This window comes from Streptomyces sp. NPDC041970 (assembly GCF_055588985.1).
The window spans coordinates 1-18281 of record NZ_JBVJCD010000043.1 but is presented as its reverse complement, the minus strand read 5'-3'; the positions used below and the strand labels follow the sequence as shown (position 1 = coordinate 18281).

At 71.7% G+C, this 18281-nt stretch carries 14 protein-coding genes and 2 tRNA genes; 12 read left to right on the top strand and 4 right to left on the bottom strand.

From position 1 onward, the window contains the following. Positions 1–154: 154 nt before the first annotated feature. The 4 genes from ACZ6EJ_RS20395 (at position 155) to ACZ6EJ_RS20380 (ending at position 4034) form a co-directional block, all read left to right on the top strand. A complete protein-coding gene (locus ACZ6EJ_RS20395; protein ID WP_469268875.1) occupies positions 155–778 on the top strand; it encodes a M48 metallopeptidase family protein in 624 nt (207 codons plus the stop codon). Positions 779–931: 153 nt separating this feature from the next. Continuing rightward, complete coding sequence (locus ACZ6EJ_RS20390) at positions 932–2569, top strand: TerD family protein (RefSeq protein ID WP_469268873.1); 1638 nt, start codon at positions 932–934, stop codon at positions 2567–2569. Positions 2570–2580: 11 nt separating this feature from the next. Then, positions 2581–3261, top strand: a complete 681-nt coding sequence (locus tag ACZ6EJ_RS20385; protein ID WP_469268871.1) for an AIM24 family protein — start codon at positions 2581–2583, stop codon at positions 3259–3261. A gap of 17 nt (positions 3262–3278) precedes the next feature. Next, positions 3279–4034 carry an AIM24 family protein gene (locus tag ACZ6EJ_RS20380; protein WP_469268870.1) on the top strand — a complete coding sequence of 252 codons (756 nt, stop codon included), beginning with the start codon at positions 3279–3281 and terminating at the stop codon, positions 4032–4034. 74 nt (positions 4035–4108) lie between these two features. Here ACZ6EJ_RS20380 and ACZ6EJ_RS20375 read toward each other — a convergent pair whose 3' ends face one another. Then, positions 4109–4663 (bottom strand): NUDIX hydrolase, encoded by a 555-nt coding sequence (locus ACZ6EJ_RS20375; RefSeq protein ID WP_469268868.1) that lies wholly within the window; start codon positions 4661–4663, stop codon positions 4109–4111. After that, positions 4660–6153, bottom strand: a complete 1494-nt coding sequence (locus ACZ6EJ_RS20370; protein WP_469268867.1) for a zinc-dependent metalloprotease — start codon at positions 6151–6153, stop codon at positions 4660–4662. Before ACZ6EJ_RS20370 ends, ACZ6EJ_RS20375 begins: the two co-directional genes overlap by 4 nt. Positions 6154–6343: 190 nt before the next feature. Between ACZ6EJ_RS20370 and ACZ6EJ_RS20365 the strand changes: the two genes are divergently transcribed. The 3 genes from ACZ6EJ_RS20365 (at position 6344) to ACZ6EJ_RS20355 (ending at position 9564) form a co-directional block, all read left to right on the top strand. After that, positions 6344–7486, top strand: a complete 1143-nt coding sequence (locus ACZ6EJ_RS20365; protein ID WP_469268865.1) for an SDR family oxidoreductase — start codon at positions 6344–6346, stop codon at positions 7484–7486. A 102-nt stretch (positions 7487–7588) separates the two neighbouring features. Continuing rightward, complete coding sequence (locus tag ACZ6EJ_RS20360) at positions 7589–8050, top strand: molybdenum cofactor biosynthesis protein MoaE (RefSeq protein ID WP_469268864.1); 462 nt, start codon at positions 7589–7591, stop codon at positions 8048–8050. Positions 8051–8448: 398 nt separating this feature from the next. Beyond that, entirely contained in the window at positions 8449–9564 is a 1116-nt protein-coding gene (locus ACZ6EJ_RS20355) for a YlbL family protein (RefSeq protein ID WP_469268863.1), read from the top strand. 45 nt (positions 9565–9609) lie between these two features. Here ACZ6EJ_RS20355 and ACZ6EJ_RS20350 read toward each other — a convergent pair whose 3' ends face one another. Then, entirely contained in the window at positions 9610–10173 is a 564-nt protein-coding gene (locus ACZ6EJ_RS20350; protein ID WP_469268861.1) for a PPA1309 family protein, read from the bottom strand. A gap of 136 nt (positions 10174–10309) precedes the next feature. Between ACZ6EJ_RS20350 and ACZ6EJ_RS20345 the strand changes: the two genes are divergently transcribed. The 4 genes from ACZ6EJ_RS20345 to ACZ6EJ_RS20330 all read left to right on the top strand — a co-directional run bounded on the left by ACZ6EJ_RS20345 (position 10310) and on the right by ACZ6EJ_RS20330 (position 15977). Further along, on the top strand, positions 10310–13309 hold the full coding sequence (locus ACZ6EJ_RS20345) for a UPF0182 family membrane protein (RefSeq protein WP_469268907.1): 3000 nt from the start codon (positions 10310–10312) through the stop codon (positions 13307–13309). Between the two features lie 43 nt (positions 13310–13352). Beyond that, positions 13353–13426 (top strand) — tRNA-Met (locus ACZ6EJ_RS20340). 223 nt (positions 13427–13649) lie between these two features. Further along, entirely contained in the window at positions 13650–15806 is a 2157-nt protein-coding gene (locus ACZ6EJ_RS20335; protein WP_469268859.1) for a tetratricopeptide repeat protein, read from the top strand. Positions 15807–15903: 97 nt separating this feature from the next. After that, a tRNA-Met gene (locus tag ACZ6EJ_RS20330) sits at positions 15904–15977 on the top strand. A 108-nt stretch (positions 15978–16085) separates the two neighbouring features. Here ACZ6EJ_RS20330 and ACZ6EJ_RS20325 read toward each other — a convergent pair. Next, a complete protein-coding gene (locus ACZ6EJ_RS20325) occupies positions 16086–16505 on the bottom strand; it encodes a Fur family transcriptional regulator (protein ID WP_469268858.1) in 420 nt (139 codons plus the stop codon). Positions 16506–16691: 186 nt separating this feature from the next. Between ACZ6EJ_RS20325 and ACZ6EJ_RS20320 the strand changes: the two genes are divergently transcribed. Beyond that, positions 16692–18143, top strand: coding sequence for a catalase (locus ACZ6EJ_RS20320; RefSeq protein ID WP_469268857.1), 1452 nt, complete (start codon positions 16692–16694; stop codon positions 18141–18143). Positions 18144–18281 lie beyond the last annotated feature (138 nt).

Sequence of the window (18281 nt, the reverse complement as noted above, 5' to 3'; positions counted from 1 at the left end):
TCCTTTGCCAGAATGAGGTCCCGCGAAGAATCGCGCGCAGAGTTATCCACAGGCAGGGGTTGTTAATCATTTGAATGCTGCCTGTCCGGGGGTGATCACCGCGGAACCGTCCGCGGGCGGGACTTCCCGTACGCACTGCGGGTAACGTCATGGCGTGCCTGCCGACCCGCCGTCCCGTCTCGCCGGGGAGACCCCCGCGCGCCGCGCCGGAAGCGCTCAGCGCGGCGCGGCAGCCCCTCCGCCCCGCGTTTCGTCGGCGAGCGCGGTCGAAGTGCGCCGGAGCACCCGGCGCAGAAGAACGGTCTCCGCCTACCGGGAGGGCGACCGCACGATCGTGCTCATCCCGGCCCGGATGTCGGAGGCGGAGGAGCGCCGCTGGGTGGGCGTGATGCTCGACAGGCTCGCCGCGCAGGAGAGCAAGCGCGTCCTGGGCGACACGGAGCTGGCCGAACGCGCCGCACGGCTCTCCGCCCAGTACTTCGACGGCCGGGCCAGGCCCGTCTCGGTGCGCTGGGTGACCAATCAGAACACGCGCTGGGGCTCGTGCACCCCCGCCGAGGGCAGCATCAGGCTCTCGCACCGGTTGCAGGGGATGCCGGAGTACGTCGTCGACTACGTGCTCCTGCACGAGCTGGCGCACCTGCTCGTCCCCGGCCACGGCCCGAGGTTCTGGCGGCTCCTGGAGGCGTACCCGCGCACCGAGCGGGCCCGCGGCTACCTGGAGGGCGTGGTGGCGGCGGACCGGCTGCCCCATCTGCCCGCCGCGCGTGAGGAATGAGAGCGGCCGGAGGCGGCGGATCACTTCCGGTGCTGCGGAAGGGCCCCGCTCGACGGTTCTGTACCGGATGTGTACCGGCTTGGCCGGATGTCGTCGTTTGCGGTTAGCCTGGCGCGACGCATTCACCTTCGGGATGGGGGACGGTCGTTACGCATGGCCAGGGAATTCCAACGCGGCCACAAGGCCAAGATCAGTGATCTCACACCAGGGACGGACCTGTACGTAGGTGTGCAGATCGCCGGCCCCGGACTGACGTTCGACATCAGTTGCTTCGGTCTCGACGCCAACGAGCAGCTCTCCGACGACCGGTATTTCATCTTCTTCAACCAGCCGAAATCGCCTGAGGAATCCATTCAGCTCCTCGGCGCCCAGGCCGGTGACACCGAGTCCTTCCGCGTCACGCTCGACCGAGTCCCGGCAGCCGTCCAGAAGCTCTCCTTCACCGCGACGCTCGACGGCGCCGGACAGATGTCGCAGATCGGCCCCGGCTACATCCGGATCGTCGCGGGCGGCGAGGAAGTGGTCAGGTACTCCTTCACCGGGTCGGAGTTCACCACCGAGCGGGCGGTGATGCTCGGCGACTTCTACCTGAAGGACGTCTGGCGTTTCGCCGCCGTCGGCCAGGGTTTCGACGGCGGTCTCGAAGCGCTCCTGAAGAACTTCGGCGGTGAGGTCGCCGAGGAGGAGGCCCCGCCCGCCCCGCCTGTCGCGGCGGCCGCTCCGGGGTTCGCCCCGCCGGCCCAGGCCGCGGAGCCTCCGGCCTTCGGCGCCCCGCCCGCCCCGCCCGCTCCGCAGGCTTCCCAGCCCCCGGCCTTCGGCGCCCCGCCCGCACCCGCGCCGCCGACCGTCCCGCAGCACCCGGTGCACGCGGCGCCGACGATCGCCGCTCCCCTCGCGCCCCCGGCCCACCAGGCGCCACCGGCCCCCCAGAGCCCGTCCCCGTACGCCCAGCCCCACCAGCCCCCGTTCGGCCAGGCCCCCGGACAGTTCCCCGGCCAGGGCGCCCCGCCGGCCGCGCCCTTCGGCCAGCAGGCGCCCGCGCCGTACGGGCAGCCCGCACCGGGCCCGTTCGGGCAGCAGCCCGCCGGCGGTCCCCCCGCGGGAGTGCCGCAGGGCGTACCGGCCACCGGGGGCGGCCTCCAGGCGGCTTTGCAGCCGTACAAGGAGACCGCGACCGGACAGCGCTGGACCCCGCAGAACCAGCAGCTCATGCGGGTCGACCTGACCATGGGCGGCGCCGGGGTGCTGGCGCGCCAGGGCAGCATGGTGATGTACCAGGGCAAGGTGGACTTCGGTTATAAGGGCGCCGGGTTCGTCGGCCGTGCCGTCGGCAACGCCACCGGCCAGGAGATGCAGTTGATGCGCTGCACCGGACGCGGCCAGGTCTTCCTCGCCGAAACCGGCGCGCACCTCCACCCGATCGAGCTGCAGGGCGACGCCGTCTGCGTCTCGGCGGAGAGCGTCCTCGCCTTCGACGAGTCCCTCCAGTACGAGATCCGCAGGATCGAGGGGCACGGCATCCCCGGCGGCGCGCTGTTCACCATGCAGTTCCAGGGCTCCGGCACCGTGATCGTCAAGACCCACGGCACGCCGGTCGTCCTGCCGGTCACGCCCACCACGTTCGCCGACTGCAACGCCGTCGTCGCCTGGTCGGCCGCCTCGCAGGTGATCGTCTCCAGCCAGGTCCGGCTGCGCCGCAACGCGTATCCGGGACACAGCGGGGAGACCGTGAACCTCCAGTTCCGGGGAGCCCCCGGCAACTTCATCGTCGTCCAGCCCTACGAGGTCTGAGGGAGCCCGTCATGAACCAGCAACTCGCGGGCTTCGCCCCGACCCCCGTCACCGCCCGCATGGAGAACCACGGCAGAAGTATGCTCAAGGTCGCCATGGCCTCCGGGCAGGACCTCTTCGCGCGTACCGGCTCGATGGTGGCGTACGAGGGCTTCATCCAGTACGAGCCCAACCCGCCCGCGGTCCGCCAGATCGCCTCCCAGTGGATCACCGGCGAGGGCGCGCCCGTCATGAAGTGCTCCGGCGACGGGCTGCTGTACCTCGCCGACTACGGCGCCGACGTGCTCGTCGTCAACCTCGACGACGAGGCCATCTCCGTCAACGGCACCAACCTCCTCGCCTTCGACGCCCACCTCACCTGGGGTGTCGAGAAGGTCAAGGGGCTCGCCAAGTTCGCCGGGCAGGGGCTCTGGAACGTCGTCGTCCAGGGGACCGGCTGGGTCGCCATCACCTCGCGGGGCACCCCGATCGTCGTCGACTGCGGCCGCGGCGAGGACGAGACGTACGTCGACCCGGACGCGCTGGTCGCCTGGTCCCCGAATCTGAAGGTCAAGGGGAAGCGCAGCTTCAAGGCCGGGGCGCTGATCGGCCGCGGCAGCGGAGAGGCGTACCAGATGGCCTTCTCCGGTCAGGGCATCGTCGTCGTCCAGCCGAGCGAGGACAGCACGGACCGCCTGCGGGTCCGGAACTGAGGGGGAGGGAACACGCCATGCAGAGTCCGCTTTTCAGCCACACCGAGCAGCAGACCCAGGACCGGTACGCACTCCAGAACCCGCAGCTCCTGCGGGTCGCGCTGACCGGCCACGACGACATCCTCGCCCGCAAGGGCGCCATGGTCGCCTACCAGGGGCTGATGGACTTCGACGGGGAGTACCAGTCGGCGGGGCAGCGCCGCGCCCGCGAGCACACCGGCGAGGGCCTCGACCTGATGCGGGTGTCCGGCCAGGGCACCGTCTACCTCGCCAACCTCGCCCAGTACGTCCACGTGGTGGACGTCGACCGCGACGGGCTGACCGTGGACAGCTCCTACGTCCTCGCGCTCGACTCCGCGCTGCACACCGAGGTCGTCGCGGTGGACAGCCAGTACGGGATCTCCGGCAGCGGCAAGTACCAGCTCACCATCACGGGAACCGGCAAGGTGGCCCTCATGACCTCGGGCCAGCCTTTGACGATGCAGGTCACGCCGGACAAGTACGTCAACGTCGACGCCGACGCGATCGTCGCCTGGTCCAGCTCCCTGCGGGTGCAGATGCAGGCCCAGACGCACTCCGCGGGCGTCTTCCGGCGACGCGGCACCACCGGGGAGGGCTGGGAGCTGAGCTTCCTCGGCCAGGGGTTCGCCCTGGTCCAGCCGAGCGAGGTCATGCCCCCGCAGAACGCGCAGATCGGCCAGGGCGCCCGCGCCCAGTTCGGCGTGGGGCAGCAGGGCTCCCGCGGTCAGAACCAGAACAACGTGTGGAACTGACCGGCCGGACCGGACACAGCGGTAAGGGGCGGCCTCCTGCGAGGCCGCCCCTTACGCGTGTCTGCGACCGGAGGCTACCGGCCCGTCCGCTCCAGTCGGGACCGGGTCGCCTCCAGCAGCCGTACGACGGACGTGTCCGCCACCGCGGCCACCTCGTCGTAGGGGAACCAGCGCAGCTCCAGGGACTCCTCGCTGATCCGCTCCGCCGCGCCGGGCGGGGCCAGCGCGGCGTACTGCACGTCCAGGTGCCAGGTGCACGGCGGGGGGATGGGGTGCCGGTCCAGCCGGACCGGGCCGCCCGGCAGCAGGGTGAGACCGGGGACGCCGGACTCCTCCACCGCCTCGCGGAGCGCCGCCGCCTCCAGGGTGGCGTCCTGGGGCTCGCAGTGGCCGCCCATCTGGAGCCACATCCGCAGCTTCCTGTGCAGCGTGAGCAGCACCCGGCCGCGCTCCGGGTCGACGACCAGGGCGCTGGCCGTCACGTGCCCGGCCCCGCAGGCCTTCCACATGCCGTCGCCGTGGAGCGCCAGGTGGTCCAGATAGGTCTGGCGCAGCCCGGCCTGTTCGCCGCTCCCGTCCTCCTCGGCGTACCCCTTCAGCACCAGGACGGCGTCGTCGTGCAGGCTCACCGGGCGGGGCCGTCCTTGCCGTCCTCGTCGTCCCGGCCGCCGCTCCCGGAACCGCTCTCGGGCTCCGCGCCGGCGTCGCCCGCCGGCCCGTCCTCGGCGCCCGGCTCCTTCGCGGCCGCCCCGCCGGAGCCTTTCGCCGCCTCGCCGAGCATCTTGTCCAGCTCGGAGAAGTCCGCCTGCTCGTGGTGCACGAACCCGTCCGGGTCGTCCAGGTCGCCGGCGGTCGGCAGCATGTCGGGGTGCGACCACAGCGCGTCCCGGCCCTCCAGACCGCGCGCGTCCGTGAGCGAGGCCCAGAGCCGCGAGGCGTCCCGCAGCCGCCGCGGACGCAACTGCAACCCGATGAGCGTGGCGAACGTCTGCTCGGCCGGACCGCCCGAGGCGCGACGCCTGCGCATCGTCTCGCGCAGGGCGTCGGCCGAGGTCAGCCGGGTCCTCGCGGCCTCGTGGACCACCGCGTCCACCCAGCCCTCCACCAGGGCCAGAGCCGTCTCCAGCCGGGCCAGCGACGCCTTCTGCTCGGGCGTGTCCTCCGGCTGGAACATGCCCTGCTGAAGGGCGTCCTGCAACTGCTCCGGCTGCGAGGGGTCGAACTGGCCGACCACGTCCTCCAGCTTGGCGGTGTCCACCTTGATGCCGCGGGCGTACGCCTCGACGGCGCCGAACAGATGGGACCGCAGCCACGGCACGTGGGCGAACAGGCGCTGGTGGGCCGCCTCCCGCAGGGCCAGGTACAGCCGCACCTCGTCCAGCGGGACGCTGAGGTCCTTGCCGAAGCGCGCCACGTTCAGCGGGAGCAGCGCGGCCTTGCCCGCCGGGCCCAGCGGCAGCCCGATGTCGGTGGAGCCCACCACCTCGCCGGCCAGCACGCCCACGGCCTGGCCGATCTGCTGGCCGAACATGGCGCCGCCCATCGACCGCATCATGCCGATCAGCGGGCCCGCCATGGCCTGCATCTCCTCGGGCAGCACATCGCCCATCGCCAGGCCCACCCGCTCGGCCACCGGGTCGACCAACTGCCGCCAGGCGGGCAGCGAGGCCTCGACCCACTCCGCGCGGCTCCACGCCACGGTGGAGACGGCGCCGGAGGGCATCGACGTCACCCCGTCCAGCCAGAGGTCCGCCAGGCGCAGCGCCTCGTCGACCGCCGTGCGCTCGGCCGGTCCGACGCTCTCGTCCTTGGTGCCGTCCGACGTGCCCTGCGAGACCGTCTGGCGGGCGATCTGCTTGGCCATGTCCCAGTTGACGGGACCGCCCTCGTAGCTCAGCATCTGGCCGAGCTGCTGGAAGGCCGCGCCGAGATCGTTCGGATTCATCGAGCCGAACATCGCGGCGAACGGGTTCTCACCGCCCGCTCCCGGTCCGAAACCGAACGGGCCTCCCATGCCGCCCGCGCTCTGCCCACCTTCGGTGGGGTCCTTCTTCTTGCCCTCGTCGCCGTTCTCCGGCTCCTCCGGCGGAAGGCCGAATCCGAATGGGGTGTCACTCACGGGTTTCCTCGGCTCGTAGGGCCGCCGGCTGGAACCGGCGGCGGCTGCCCGACATCACCATCCAGCGTAGACACCACGCCCGCATCGGGGCTCAGTGCTCCGCCGACTCCGGGCCTGCGGCAGGATGGACGCCACCTGGTACGTACGCGTCATTCGGGTACGTACTGAAGACAACCGCTGGAGACGCCCGGTGAGTTCCCCAGATCCGCAGGTTCGCGCAGCGCGAAACCTGTCCGACCCCTCGCCCGAGAACACGCCCGAGAAGAAGTCCCCGCGCGACCGGGGCCCCGTCATCGCGGTCACCGGCGCCGCGACCGGCATCGGCCACCTGCTGACCGCCCACCTCGCCGCGTCCGACGCCGTCAAGCAGGTCATCGCGATGGACGAGCGCCGCGGTGAGGTGTCCGAGGCCACCTGGCACGTCCTGGACGTCCGGGACCCGGTCATCGCCGAGAAGCTGCGCGGCGCGGACGTCGTGGTGCACCTGGCCCTCGACCTCGACCTGGAGACCGACCCCGCCGCCCGCACCGCGTACAACGTACGGGGCACCCAGACCGTGCTCACCGCGGCCGCCGCCGCAGGTGTCCACCGGGTCGTGCTGTGCACCTCCGCGATGGTCTACGGGGCGTTCCCGGACAACGACGTGCCGCTCTCGGAGGACGCCGAACTGCGCGCCACCGCGGAGGCCACCGGCGTCGGCGACCTCCTGGAGATCGAACGGCTCGGCCGCCGCGCCCCCCGCGCCCACCCCGGTCTGAACGTCACCGTCGTGCGCCCCACCGTGCTGGTCGGCGGCACCGACACGGCGCTGACCCGCTACTTCGAGTCACCCCGCCTGCTGGTCGTCGCCGGATCGCGCCCCACCTGGCAGTTCTGCCACGTGGACGACCTGGTGACGGCCCTGGAGTACGCCGCCCTGGAGAAGATCGACGGCGAGTTCGCGGTCGGCTGCGACGGCTGGCTGGAGCAGGAGGAGATCGAGGAGCTGAGCGGCGTACGCCGGATGGAGCTGCCCTCCGCCGTCGCCCTGGGGGCCGCCGCCCGGCTGCACCGGATCGGCCTCACGCCCTCGCCGGCCGGGGACCTGGCGTACACGATGCACCCCTGGGTGGTGAGCGTGAGCCGGCTGCACGACGCCGGGTGGCGGCCGAAGTGGACCAACGAGGAGGTCCTCGGCTCCCTCCTCGCCGAGGTCGAGGGCCGCCACACCCTCGCCGGACGCCGCCTCGGGCGCAAGGACGCCACCGCCGCCGGAGCCGCCGGCGCCACGGTCGCCCTGCTCGGCACAGCGGCCCTGGTCCGCCGCGCCCGCAAGGCGCGCCGCCGCATCTGACGCCTCGCGGCCGCGGTCCTGGAGGAGGCTCCAGGACGACCCGCCCGCCGCCGGGTGAGACGGCGGTACCGCGATGTCGGCGCCGTACGGCACGATGGGGGCATGGCACGCACCCACGACCACCCCGGCGAGCAGGCGGCTCCGGACCCCGTCAGGCTGCTCGCGATCCGGCCGACTCCCCTCTCGGTCGACGAGGTCCTCCGCGCCGTCGGGGACGACGCCGCGGGCGGCACCGCGCTCTTCGTCGGCACGGTGCGCAACCACGACGGGGGGCAGGACGTCGACGCGCTGGGCTATTCGTGCCACCCCTCCGCCGAGGACGAGCTGCGCCGGGTGGCGGAGAAGGTCGTCGCCGACTTCCCGGTCCGGGCGCTGGCGGCCGTCCACCGGGTGGGTGAACTGCGGGTGGGCGATCCGGCGGTGGTCGTCGCCGTCTCCTGCCCCCATCGGGCCGAGGCGTTCGAGGCCTGCCGCAGGCTCGTCGACGACCTCAAGCACGAGGTTCCGATCTGGAAGCACCAGCGCTTCACGGACGGCACGGAGGAATGGGTCGGAGCGTGCTGACCGCAAACCGGACCGGGGCGCATCAGCCCCGATTTGCGTAACGGCCCCCCTGGCGTGAGCGTTGGTCTTCCGGATCGTTAATCTGCTGATCGGTCACTCGGTCGCTCATGGGGTAGGGAGGTCGTGATGGCGGCACTCGCTTGGTTGTTGATTCCACTTTTCGCTGCTGTCGGCGGTGCGATATGGGCGAGCTGGGCTGCCCGCAACCGCACGGCCGGCGATGTCACCGAACTCGCCGGCTACGCCAGGTTCCGGGACGCGATGGAGAAGTCGCACTCCGGTTCCGGAGTCCTCTGAGAGAGCCGCACGCCGTGTGACGCCCTTCCGCCGTGCACCGGCCCTCCCGGACGGACCGGCCCCGGAAGTGCACTGACGGGCCCTTCCCGTACTGTCGTTCCATGCCACGCCGCACCGCGACGATGCTCGCCTCCACCCTCGTCCTCATCGCGCTGCTCTGCGCAGGCGTGCTGATCAAAGTGCCGTACGCGGAGATGTCCCCCGGACCGACGGTCAACACCCTGGGCGAGGCGCGTGGCGAGCCCGTCCTGCAGGTCTCCGGTCGCAAGACGTACCCGACCTCCGGGCATCTCAACATGACGACGGTGCGCGTCACCGGTGCGGACTACCGGATGAACCTCGTCGAGGCCGTCTACGGCTGGCTGGCCCACGACAGCGTCGTCGTGCCGCACGAGACCCTCTACCCGGACGGCAAGACCGAGGAGCAGTCCACCCAGGAGAACGCCGAGGAGTTCAGCCAGTCCCAGGAGAGCGCCAAGGTGGCCGCCCTGCGGGAGCTGGACATCCCCGTCTCCACGCAGGTCGTGGTCTCCACGGTCGTCAAGGGCAGCCCCTCCGAGGGCAAGCTGCACGCGGGCGACGTGATCAAGGCCGTCGACGGCACGGCGGTGAAGGAGCCCGACGACGTGGCGAAGCTCGTCACCGAGCACCGCCCCGGCGAGGACGTCACCTTCACCGTCGTCCCGGCCGATGAGGCCGCCGCCGCCGAGAAGGCGGGCCGGACCCCCCAGGGCGGCGAGAAGGTCACCCTCACCACCCGGAAGGCCCCCGCAGAGGACGGCGGCGGGGCCGGCGCGGGCAAGGGGCGCGCGATCGTCGGCATCAGGGCCGGCACGGACCACACGTTCCCGTTCGAGATCGACATCAAGCTCGCGGACGTCGGCGGGCCGAGCGCCGGGCTGATGTTCTCCCTGGGCATCATCGACAAGCTCACCCCCGGCGATCTGACCGGCGGCGAATTCGTCGCGGGCACCGGCACCATCGACGACGCGGGCGCGGTCGGCCCGATCGGCGGCATCACCATGAAGCTCGTCGGGGCCCGCGAGGCGGGCGCCCGCTACTTCCTCACGCCCAGCGACAACTGCGCCTCGGCCGCGGCCGACGTCCCGAGCGGGCTCACCCTCGTGCGGGTGAAGACCATCGCGGACGCGAAGAAGTCGCTGGAGCGCATCCGCGACGGCGAGACCGACGGCCTGCCGAGCTGCTCGGCGAGCTGAGGCCCCGCCGCCCGGACCGGCGCGGGTCCGGACGACGGGCGCGGCTCAGGCCTCGAACGTCGCCGCGAGGGCCTCGGCGAGACCGGGGACCAGCCCGGCGCCGGTCAGGACCTCGGTGGGGGAGTCCTTCTCCCGCAGCCGTACGGCCGACTCGCGCGCGCCGTCCCGCAGGACGGCCACGGTCATCCGGACCTCCTGCCGGTCGGGGTGGTTCGCCACCCACTCCGCCAGCCGCTTGTCGCTGAGCCCTTCCGGCACGGACGCCTCGGCGGACGGCGGCAGCATCAGCCGCTCCACCGTCATGGCGCACCCGGCCACCGCGTCGGGCCAGGCGATCGTGGCGAGGAAGTCGTCCAGCGCCGTGCCGGCGGGCAACTCCTCCTGTTCGACGGGGGTGAGGGAGGCGACGGGGGCGGCGGCGGCTCCGTCCAGGCCGAGCTGGGCGGCGAGAGCGGGCTCCTGGGCCCGCAGCCGGGCGGTGTCGACCAGGGCGAACAGCCGGGCGGGCTGGTCCCAGCCGAGGGTGGAGGCGTAGGCGTCGATTTCGAGGACGGCGACGGTCAGCGGACTCGCGGCCATCGGAGGTCCTGCGGGGGAAACGTTGGGCATGGCCAATATCCTGCCTCCTTCCACCCCGGAAGCGGGAACTAGGTAAAGCCTCAGTAAGTTGCATAGGTGGGCTCTAGGATCGCTGAGCCTGTTCCCCACGACCGCGAACTTCGAGGTGCGCACGTTGGCTTTCCAGATGCCGGACCGCGGCGGAGGCCCGACCGGGCCACGGATCAGAGTCGGCCGCCCGTCCCGGCGCGCCCGTACCCTGCTCATGACATTGGGCGTCCTGGCGGTCCTCGCCATGGCCTTCGTCATGTTCGCCGGGTTCTGGACGGACTGGCTCTGGTACAGGTCGGTCGCGTATTCATCCGTCTTCACCACCACCCTGTGGACCAAGATCGGGCTCTTCCTCGTCTTCGGGCTGCTGATGGCGCTCGCCATCGGCGTGAACATCTGGCTCGCGCACCGGCTCCGGCCGCCGCTGAGCGCGATGTCGCTGGAGCAGCAGAGCCTGGACCGCTACCGCATGAGCGTCGCCCCCTTCAAGAAGTGGGTGCTGCTCGCCGTCACGGCGCTCGTCGGGCTGATCGCCGGAGCCTCCGCCTCCGGCCAGTGGCGCACCTGGCTGATGTACGTCAACGGCGTGCGGTTCGGCCAGAAGGACCCCCAGTTCAAGCTGGACGTCGCCTTCTACGCCTTCGACCTGCCCTGGTACCGCTTCCTGCTGGGCTTCGGCTTCGCGGCGACCGTGCTCTCGCTCATCGCCGCCGCCCTGACCCACTACCTGTACGGCGGGCTGCGCATCACCAGCCCCGGCGCCCGCGCCACCGGCGCGGCCACCGGCCACCTCTCGGTGCTGCTCGGCGTCTTCGTCTCCCTGAAGGCCGTGGCGTACTGGCTCGACCGCTACGGCCTGGCCGTGAAGTCCAGTGACTTCAAGGCCACCGACAACTGGACCGGCCTGCGGTACGTCGACGCCAACGCCTACCTCCCGGCGAAGACCATCCTGTTCTGCATCGCCGTGATCTGCGCGGTGCTGTTCTTCGCCACGCTGTGGCGCCGCACCTGGCAGCTCCCGGTCATCGGCTTCGGCCTGATGGTGCTCTCGGCGATCCTGATCGGCGGGCTGTACCCGGCGATCGTGCAGAAGTTCCAGGTCCAGCCGAACGAGCAGGCCAAGGAAGCGCCGTTCATCCAGAAGAACATCGACGCCACGCGCGACGCGTACGACATCGACGACGCGAAGGTGGACGACTACGAGGGCCAGGCCACGACGGACGACGGCACGACGCTGCGGGCCGCGGCCAACACGGCGGCCAGCTACCGCGTGATGGACCCCAACGTCGTCTCGCCGGCCTTCCAGCAGCTCCAGCAGAAGAGGAACTACTACCAGTTCCCCCGGACGCTGGACGTCGACCGCTACAAGGGCGCGGACGGCAAGGAGCAGGACACGGTCATCGGTCTGCGTGAGCTGAACATCCAGGGTCTGCCCAAGCGGAACTGGATCAACGACCACTTCACGTACACCCACGGCTACGGCGCCATCGCGGCGCGGGGCACCACCACCGGCAACAACCCGCCGGGGTCCCCGGACTTCACCGAGTCGGGCCTACCCTCCACCGGTGAGTTCGACAAGTACGAGCAGCGGATCTACTACGGCGAGAAGACCGAGCAGTACTCCATCGTCGGCGGGCCCCAGAAGGAGCTCGACTACGAGGAGGACGGCGAGAAGACCACGAGCTACAAGGGCGACAGCGGGGTCAGCCTCGCCAACTCGTTCAACCGCGCCGCGTACGCGGTCTCCTTCAGCGAGCCGCAGATCCTCTATTCGGGAGCCATCGGCGAGGGTTCGCGGATCCTGTACAACCGCACGCCCAAGGAGCGCGTCGAGGCGGTCGCCCCCTGGCTGACCATCGACGGTGACGCCTACCCGGCGGTCGTCAAGGGTCGGATCCAGTGGATCGTCGACGCGTACACCACGACGAACGGCTACCCGTACGCGTCCCGGACGACGCTCGGCGACACCACGGCCGACTCGCTGACCACCAACCAGCGCGCGGTCGTCGCCCAGCAGAACCAGGTCAACTACATCCGCAACTCGGTCAAGGCCACCGTCGACGCCTACGACGGCAAGGTCCGGCTCTACGAGTGGGACACCGAGGACCCGGTCCTCAAGACCTGGCGCAAGGCGTTCCCCGACACGGTGAAGGCCCGCGGGGACATCCCCCAGGAGCTCATGGACCACCTGCGGTATCCGCAGGACCTGTTCAAGGTCCAGCGCGAGCTGCTGACCCGCTACCACGTCGAGAAGCCCGCGCAGTTCTACAGCGGCAGTGACGCGTGGCAGGTGCCGGACGACCCGACCAACAAGGAGCCGGGCTCCGTCCCGCCCTACTACCTGAGCATGAAGATGCCGGGCCAGGACGAGCAGCAGTTCTCGCTGACCACCACGTTCACCCCCAAGGGGCGTCCGAACCTGGGGGCGTTCATGGCGGTCAACGCGGACGCGGCCAGCAAGGACTACGGAACGATAAGGCTGTTGCGGGTCACCTCGACGGTGAAGGGCCCCGGCCAGCTCCAGAGCGAGCTGAACGGCAACGACGACGTCGCCGAGTTCGTGAGGAACCTCAAGGGCACCGACTCCGACATCGAGTACGGCAACCTGCTGACGGTGCCGCTGGAGGGCGGCTTCCTCTACATCGAGCCCGTCTACACGCGCGGCGGCACGCAGAACTACCCGCTGCTGCGCAAGGTGGCCGCCTCCTACGGCTCGAAGATCGTCTTCGAGAACAGCCTGGGGGACGCGCTCAACGCGGTCTTCGGGGTGGACGGCGACGCGGAGACGACGCCGCCCGACCCCAGTGACCCGCCGGGCGACACCACCGAGCCGCCCGCCACCGGCGCCGCCGCGCTGAAGAAGGCCATCGCGGACGCCCAGAAGGCGTACGCCGACGGTGAGAAGGCGCTGGAGGAGCAGGACTGGCCGGCCTACGGCAAGGCGCAGGAAGCGCTCCAGGAGGCTCTGGAGAGGGCCGCTGCCGCACAGCCCACCGCGGGCGCCAAGCCGGAGGCCGCCGCCAAGCCGGACGGTGCTGTCAAGCCCGCGAGCACCGGCAGGCCGGCGGGCGTGGACGGGGCCGAGCCGGCCCGCGAGCCCGCCGGGGCCGCCGAGAGCGGTGACCAGGGGAGCTGAGAAGGACCCACCCCGCGTCGTGGTACGGTTGTGAACACAACGACGCGGGGTGGAGCAGCTCGGTAGCTCGCTGGGCTCATAACCCAGAGGTCGCAGGTTCAAATCCTGTCCCCGCTACTGAAGACGAAGGCCCGGATTCTCTGGAATCCGGGCCTTCGTCATGTCCTGGTCGTCCCGTACCGCGACTTTCCCGAACGGCGGGCGTGAAGCGCGGTTCGATGGGCACGAGTTGGGTTCGGGCGTGTTTGACTTATCTCTCTGTGGGCATGTCGACAAAACGCTGAAGTGACCTCACTGGCCGCGCTATACCAGGTGTACGCGGGTAACAGGTGGTGCGACGATGGTATTTATGGGGGACAGGGCAACTCTGTTGGAGACGGGGCGGTTTGCACAGCGGCGCGGCCAAGGGACGGGAAACACCGTGGACGAGGCTTTCGTCGTCACCGTCTCCGGGACGGCCGCAGCAGGCTTCAGCACATCCGCCGCAGACGACGCCGCCGTATCGGGCGGCCCGGGGACCGCGGCGGCGTCCGGGTCCCTGACCGGGGGGCGCACCACGCACACGAGGATGGAACAGCCCGGCGGAGGTCCGGCCATGGACGCGGCCGCCTCCGACCAGGACACCACGGACGCCGTGGACGCGGCGGACAGCGCCGAGGCCGAGGCGCGCCACCGCCGCGCCGCCGACGCGGGCGACACCGCCTCGATGAGCGTCCTGGGCGCGATGCTGCTGCGCCGGGGCGAGCTAGACGACGCGGAGACGTACCTGCGCGCCGCCACCGCCGAAGGGGACCGGGCCGCCGCCAACAACCTGGGCGTCCTGCTGCACCAGCGCGGCTACCCGGACGAGGCCGCGGGCTGGTGGCGCGTCGCCGCCGTCGCCGGGTCCGCCGCCGCCGCGCACGCCCTCGGCCGCCACCTGCGCGAACGCGGCGACGAGCCCGGCGCCGAGTACTGGCTGCGGCAGTCCGCCGAGCAGGGCCACGCACTGGGCGCCTACGCCCTGGCGGACCTCCTCGAGCACCGGGGCGACGTCGGCGCGGAGCGCTGGCTGAGAGCCGCCGCCGAGCAGGGGCACCGCGAGGCCGCCTACCGGCTGGCCCGCACCCTGGAGCGGAACGCCGTCGAGGACCCGCACGACGCCTTCGGCCTGGGCCGGGGCCCCCGGTCCGGCCGGGCCGGGACGGGCCTGGGGCGCCCCGGTCCCGCGACCGCCCCCGACGTGCGGTCCGCGGGCGCGAGGAGCGCCGCCGACGGCGACAGCCCCGTGGCCGGGCCCGCCGCCGGCCGGATCGGCGAGGCCGAGCAGTGGTACCGCCAGGCCGCGGCACGGGGCCACCGGCGCGCGGCCCTGCACCTGGGCGCGATCCTGGAGCAGCGCGGCGAGCTGAAGGAGGCCGGCCGCTGGTACCTCACCGCCGCCAAGGAGGGCGAGGCCCGCGCGGCCTGCGCCCTCGGCTTCCTGCTGCGCGACGCGGGCGACGAGGAGAGCGCCGCCGTGTGGTGGCTGCGCGCCGCCCAGGACGGCGACGGCAACGCCGCCAACGCGCTGGGAGCGCTGCACGCCGCACGCGGCGAGCAGCAGACCGCCGAACGCTGGTACCGGGCGGCGATGGACGCCGGGGACGTCAACGGGGCGTACAACCTCGGGCTGCTCTGCGCCGCCCAGGACCGCACCCCGCAGGCCGAGCAGTGGTACCGCCGGGCGGCGTACGCCGGGCACCGCGAGGCCGCCAACGCCCTCGCCGTCCTGCTGCTCCAGGCCGGGGACCACACCGGGGCCGAGCCCTGGTTCTCCAAGGCGGCCGAGGCCGGCAGCGTGGACGCCGCGTTCAACCTGGGCATCCTGCACGCCGGACGGGACGAGGACCGTACGGCCCTGGGGTGGTACCAGCGCGCGGCCGCGGCAGGGCACACCGACGCCGCGCTCCAGGTCGGCATCGCCCTGCTGCGCGACGGCGACGACCAGGAGGCCGAGCGGCACCTGCGCTCCGCGGCGGGCGGCGGCAGCGCCGAGGCGGCGTTCCGGCTGGCCGGCGTGCTGGACGCGCGCCAGCCGCCGTCGGGGCCGCCCGCGCTGGGGGAGCCGATGCCGGAGAAGACCGAGTGCGAGGAGTGGTACGAGCGGGCCGCCCAGCAGGGCCACCGCCGGGCCCAGGTCCGCGTCGGGATGCTCGCCGCGGCCCGCGGGGACGTGGAGAGCGCCGCCCACTGGTACCGGGAGGCCGCCGAGGCGGGCAGCCGCAACGGGGCGTTCAACCTCGGCCTGCTGCTCGCCCGCGAGGGCAGCGAGCGCGAGGCGGCCCTGTGGTGGAGCCGTGCGGCCAACGCCGGCCACGGCCGGGCCGCGCTGCGGCTGGCGCTGCTCGCCGCACGCCGGGGCGAGCTGACCGAGGGGCAGCGCTGGTGCGCCCGCGCGGTCGAGTTGGGCCCGGCGGAGGTGGCCGAGCGCGCGGCGCGGCTGCGCGAGGCGCTGCACCAGGAGCTGACCGCGTAGGACGACCGGGGCCGGCGGTCTTCGGCCGGTGGGCTCCGGGGTGGTGGGGAAGCGATTTGCACCGCTCGACCCGTTGACGTAATGTTGCGTTCAACGACGCGGGGTGGAGCAGCTCGGTAGCTCGCTGGGCTCATAACCCAGAGGTCGCAGGTTCAAATCCTGTCCCCGCTACTGAAGACGAAGGCCCGGATTCTCAGGAATCCGGGCCTTCGTCGTGTTTCGAGCCGTGGGCGCGGCCCGTGGGAAGAGGGGCCCGCCGCGGGACGGGCCCCGGTCCGCTCAGGCGGAGGCGGCGCAGGCGGGGCAGACGCCGCGGTACGTCACCTCGACGTCCGAGACGGTGAAGCCGTAGCGCTCGTCCACCGACAGGTCCGCGAGCGGGTTGCCCGCGGGGTGCACGTCCCGGATCGCGCCGCACCGGGCGCACACCAGGTGGTGGTGGGGGCGGTGGGCGTTCGGGTCGTAGCGCTTGGCCCGGTGGTCGGTGGAGACCTCCAGCACCTCACCGAGGGACACCATCTCGCCGAGGGTGTTGTAGACGGTGGCGCGGGAGATCTCGGGGAGCTTGGAGACAGCCCTCGCGTGGACCTCGTCAGCCGTCAGGTGCACATGGTCCCCGTCGAGGACCTCGGCCACGACACGCCGCTGCGCCGTCATGCGCCAGCCGCGTCCACGGAGTCGTTCCAGCAGGTCGCTCATGGGGCCAGCCTAACAGTGTGGGGACCGAGTCCCGATCAGGTGTGACTTTGGATGTTCACTTGACTTAGACAATGTCCATTGTAGGATCGGGACCGGCATACGCCAAGGGACAGGCTGTGCGGAACGTCGGCCGACGACCGAGGTCGGCCGATCCCCGAAGTGCAGGACATGACGCAGGAGGCGCACGTGACGCAGGGACCCCTCACCACGGAGGCCGGCGCGCCGGTGGCCGACAACCAGAACAGCGAGACCGCAGGCCCCGGCGGTCCGGTCCTCGTCCAGGACCAGGCGTTGCTGGAGAAGCTGGCCCACTTCAACCGGGAGCGCATCCCGGAGCGCGTCGTGCACGCCCGCGGCGCGGGTGCGTACGGCACCTTCACGGTGACCCGCGACGTCTCGCAGTGGACGCGTGCGAAGTTCCTCTCCGAGGTCGGCAAGCAGACCGAGACCTTCCTGCGCTTCTCCACCGTCGCGGGCAACCTCGGCTCCGCCGACGCGGTGCGCGACCCTCGGGGCTTCGCGCTGAAGTTCTACACCGAGGAGGGCAACTACGACCTCGTCGGCAACAACACCCCGGTGTTCTTCATCCGGGACGCCATCAAGTTCCCCGACTTCATCCACACCCAGAAGCGCGACCCGTACACCGGCTCCCAGGAGGCGGACAACGTCTGGGACTTCTGGGGTCTGTCGCCCGAGTCGACGCACCAGGTGACCTGGCTCTTCGGTGACCGGGGCATCCCCGCCTCGCTGCGCCACATGGACGGGTTCGGCTCGCACACCTACCAGTGGAACAACGAGGCCGGCGAGGTCTTCTGGGTCAAGTACCACTTCAAGACCGACCAGGGGATCAAGAACCTCACGCAGGAGGAGGCCGACAAGCTCGCCGGCCAGGACCCCGACAGCCACCAGCGCGACCTGCGCGAGGCGATCGAGCGCGGCGACTTCCCGTCCTGGACCGTGCAGGTGCAGATCATGCCGGCGGCCGAGGCGGCGACCTACCGCTTCAACCCGTTCGACCTCACCAAGGTGTGGCCGCACGCGGACTACCCGCCGATCGAGATCGGCAAGCTGGAGCTCAACCGCAACCCGGAGAACATCTTCGCCGAGGTCGAGCAGTCGATCTTCAGCCCCGCGCACTTCGTGCCGGGCATCGGCCCCTCGCCGGACAAGATGCTCCAGGGCCGCCTCTTCGCGTACAGCGACGCCCACCGCTACCGCGTCGGCATCAACGCCGACCACCTGCCGGTGAACCGCCCGCACGCCACCGAGGCGCGGACCAACAGCCGGGACGGCTTCCTGTACGACGGCCGCCACAAGGGCGCGAAGAACTACGAGCCGAACAGCTTCGGCGGCCCCGCCCAGACCGACCGGCCGCTGTGGCAGTCGGTCCCGGTCACCGGCGCGACCGGCAACTACGTCACCCCCGTCCACGCCGAGGACAACGACTTCGTGCAGGCGGGCAACCTCTACCGCCTGATGACGGAGGACGAGAAGGGCCGGCTCGTCGACAACCTCGCCGGCTTCATCTCCAAGGTCTCGCGCGACGACATCGCCGAGCGCGCGATCAACAACTTCCGCCAGGCGGACGGCGACTTCGGCAAGCGGCTGGAAGCCGCGGTCCAGGCCCTTCGCGGCTGATCGGACGCTTGTCGTGGCCGGTGGGGCGGGCGCCCCCCTCGCGGGGGGTCCGGCCCCCCCCGCGGCGTGGTCCGCCGGCCAGGGCCACCGCCCGCCGGGGGGACGGGCCCCAACCGAGGAGGACGGTGTGCAACCAGA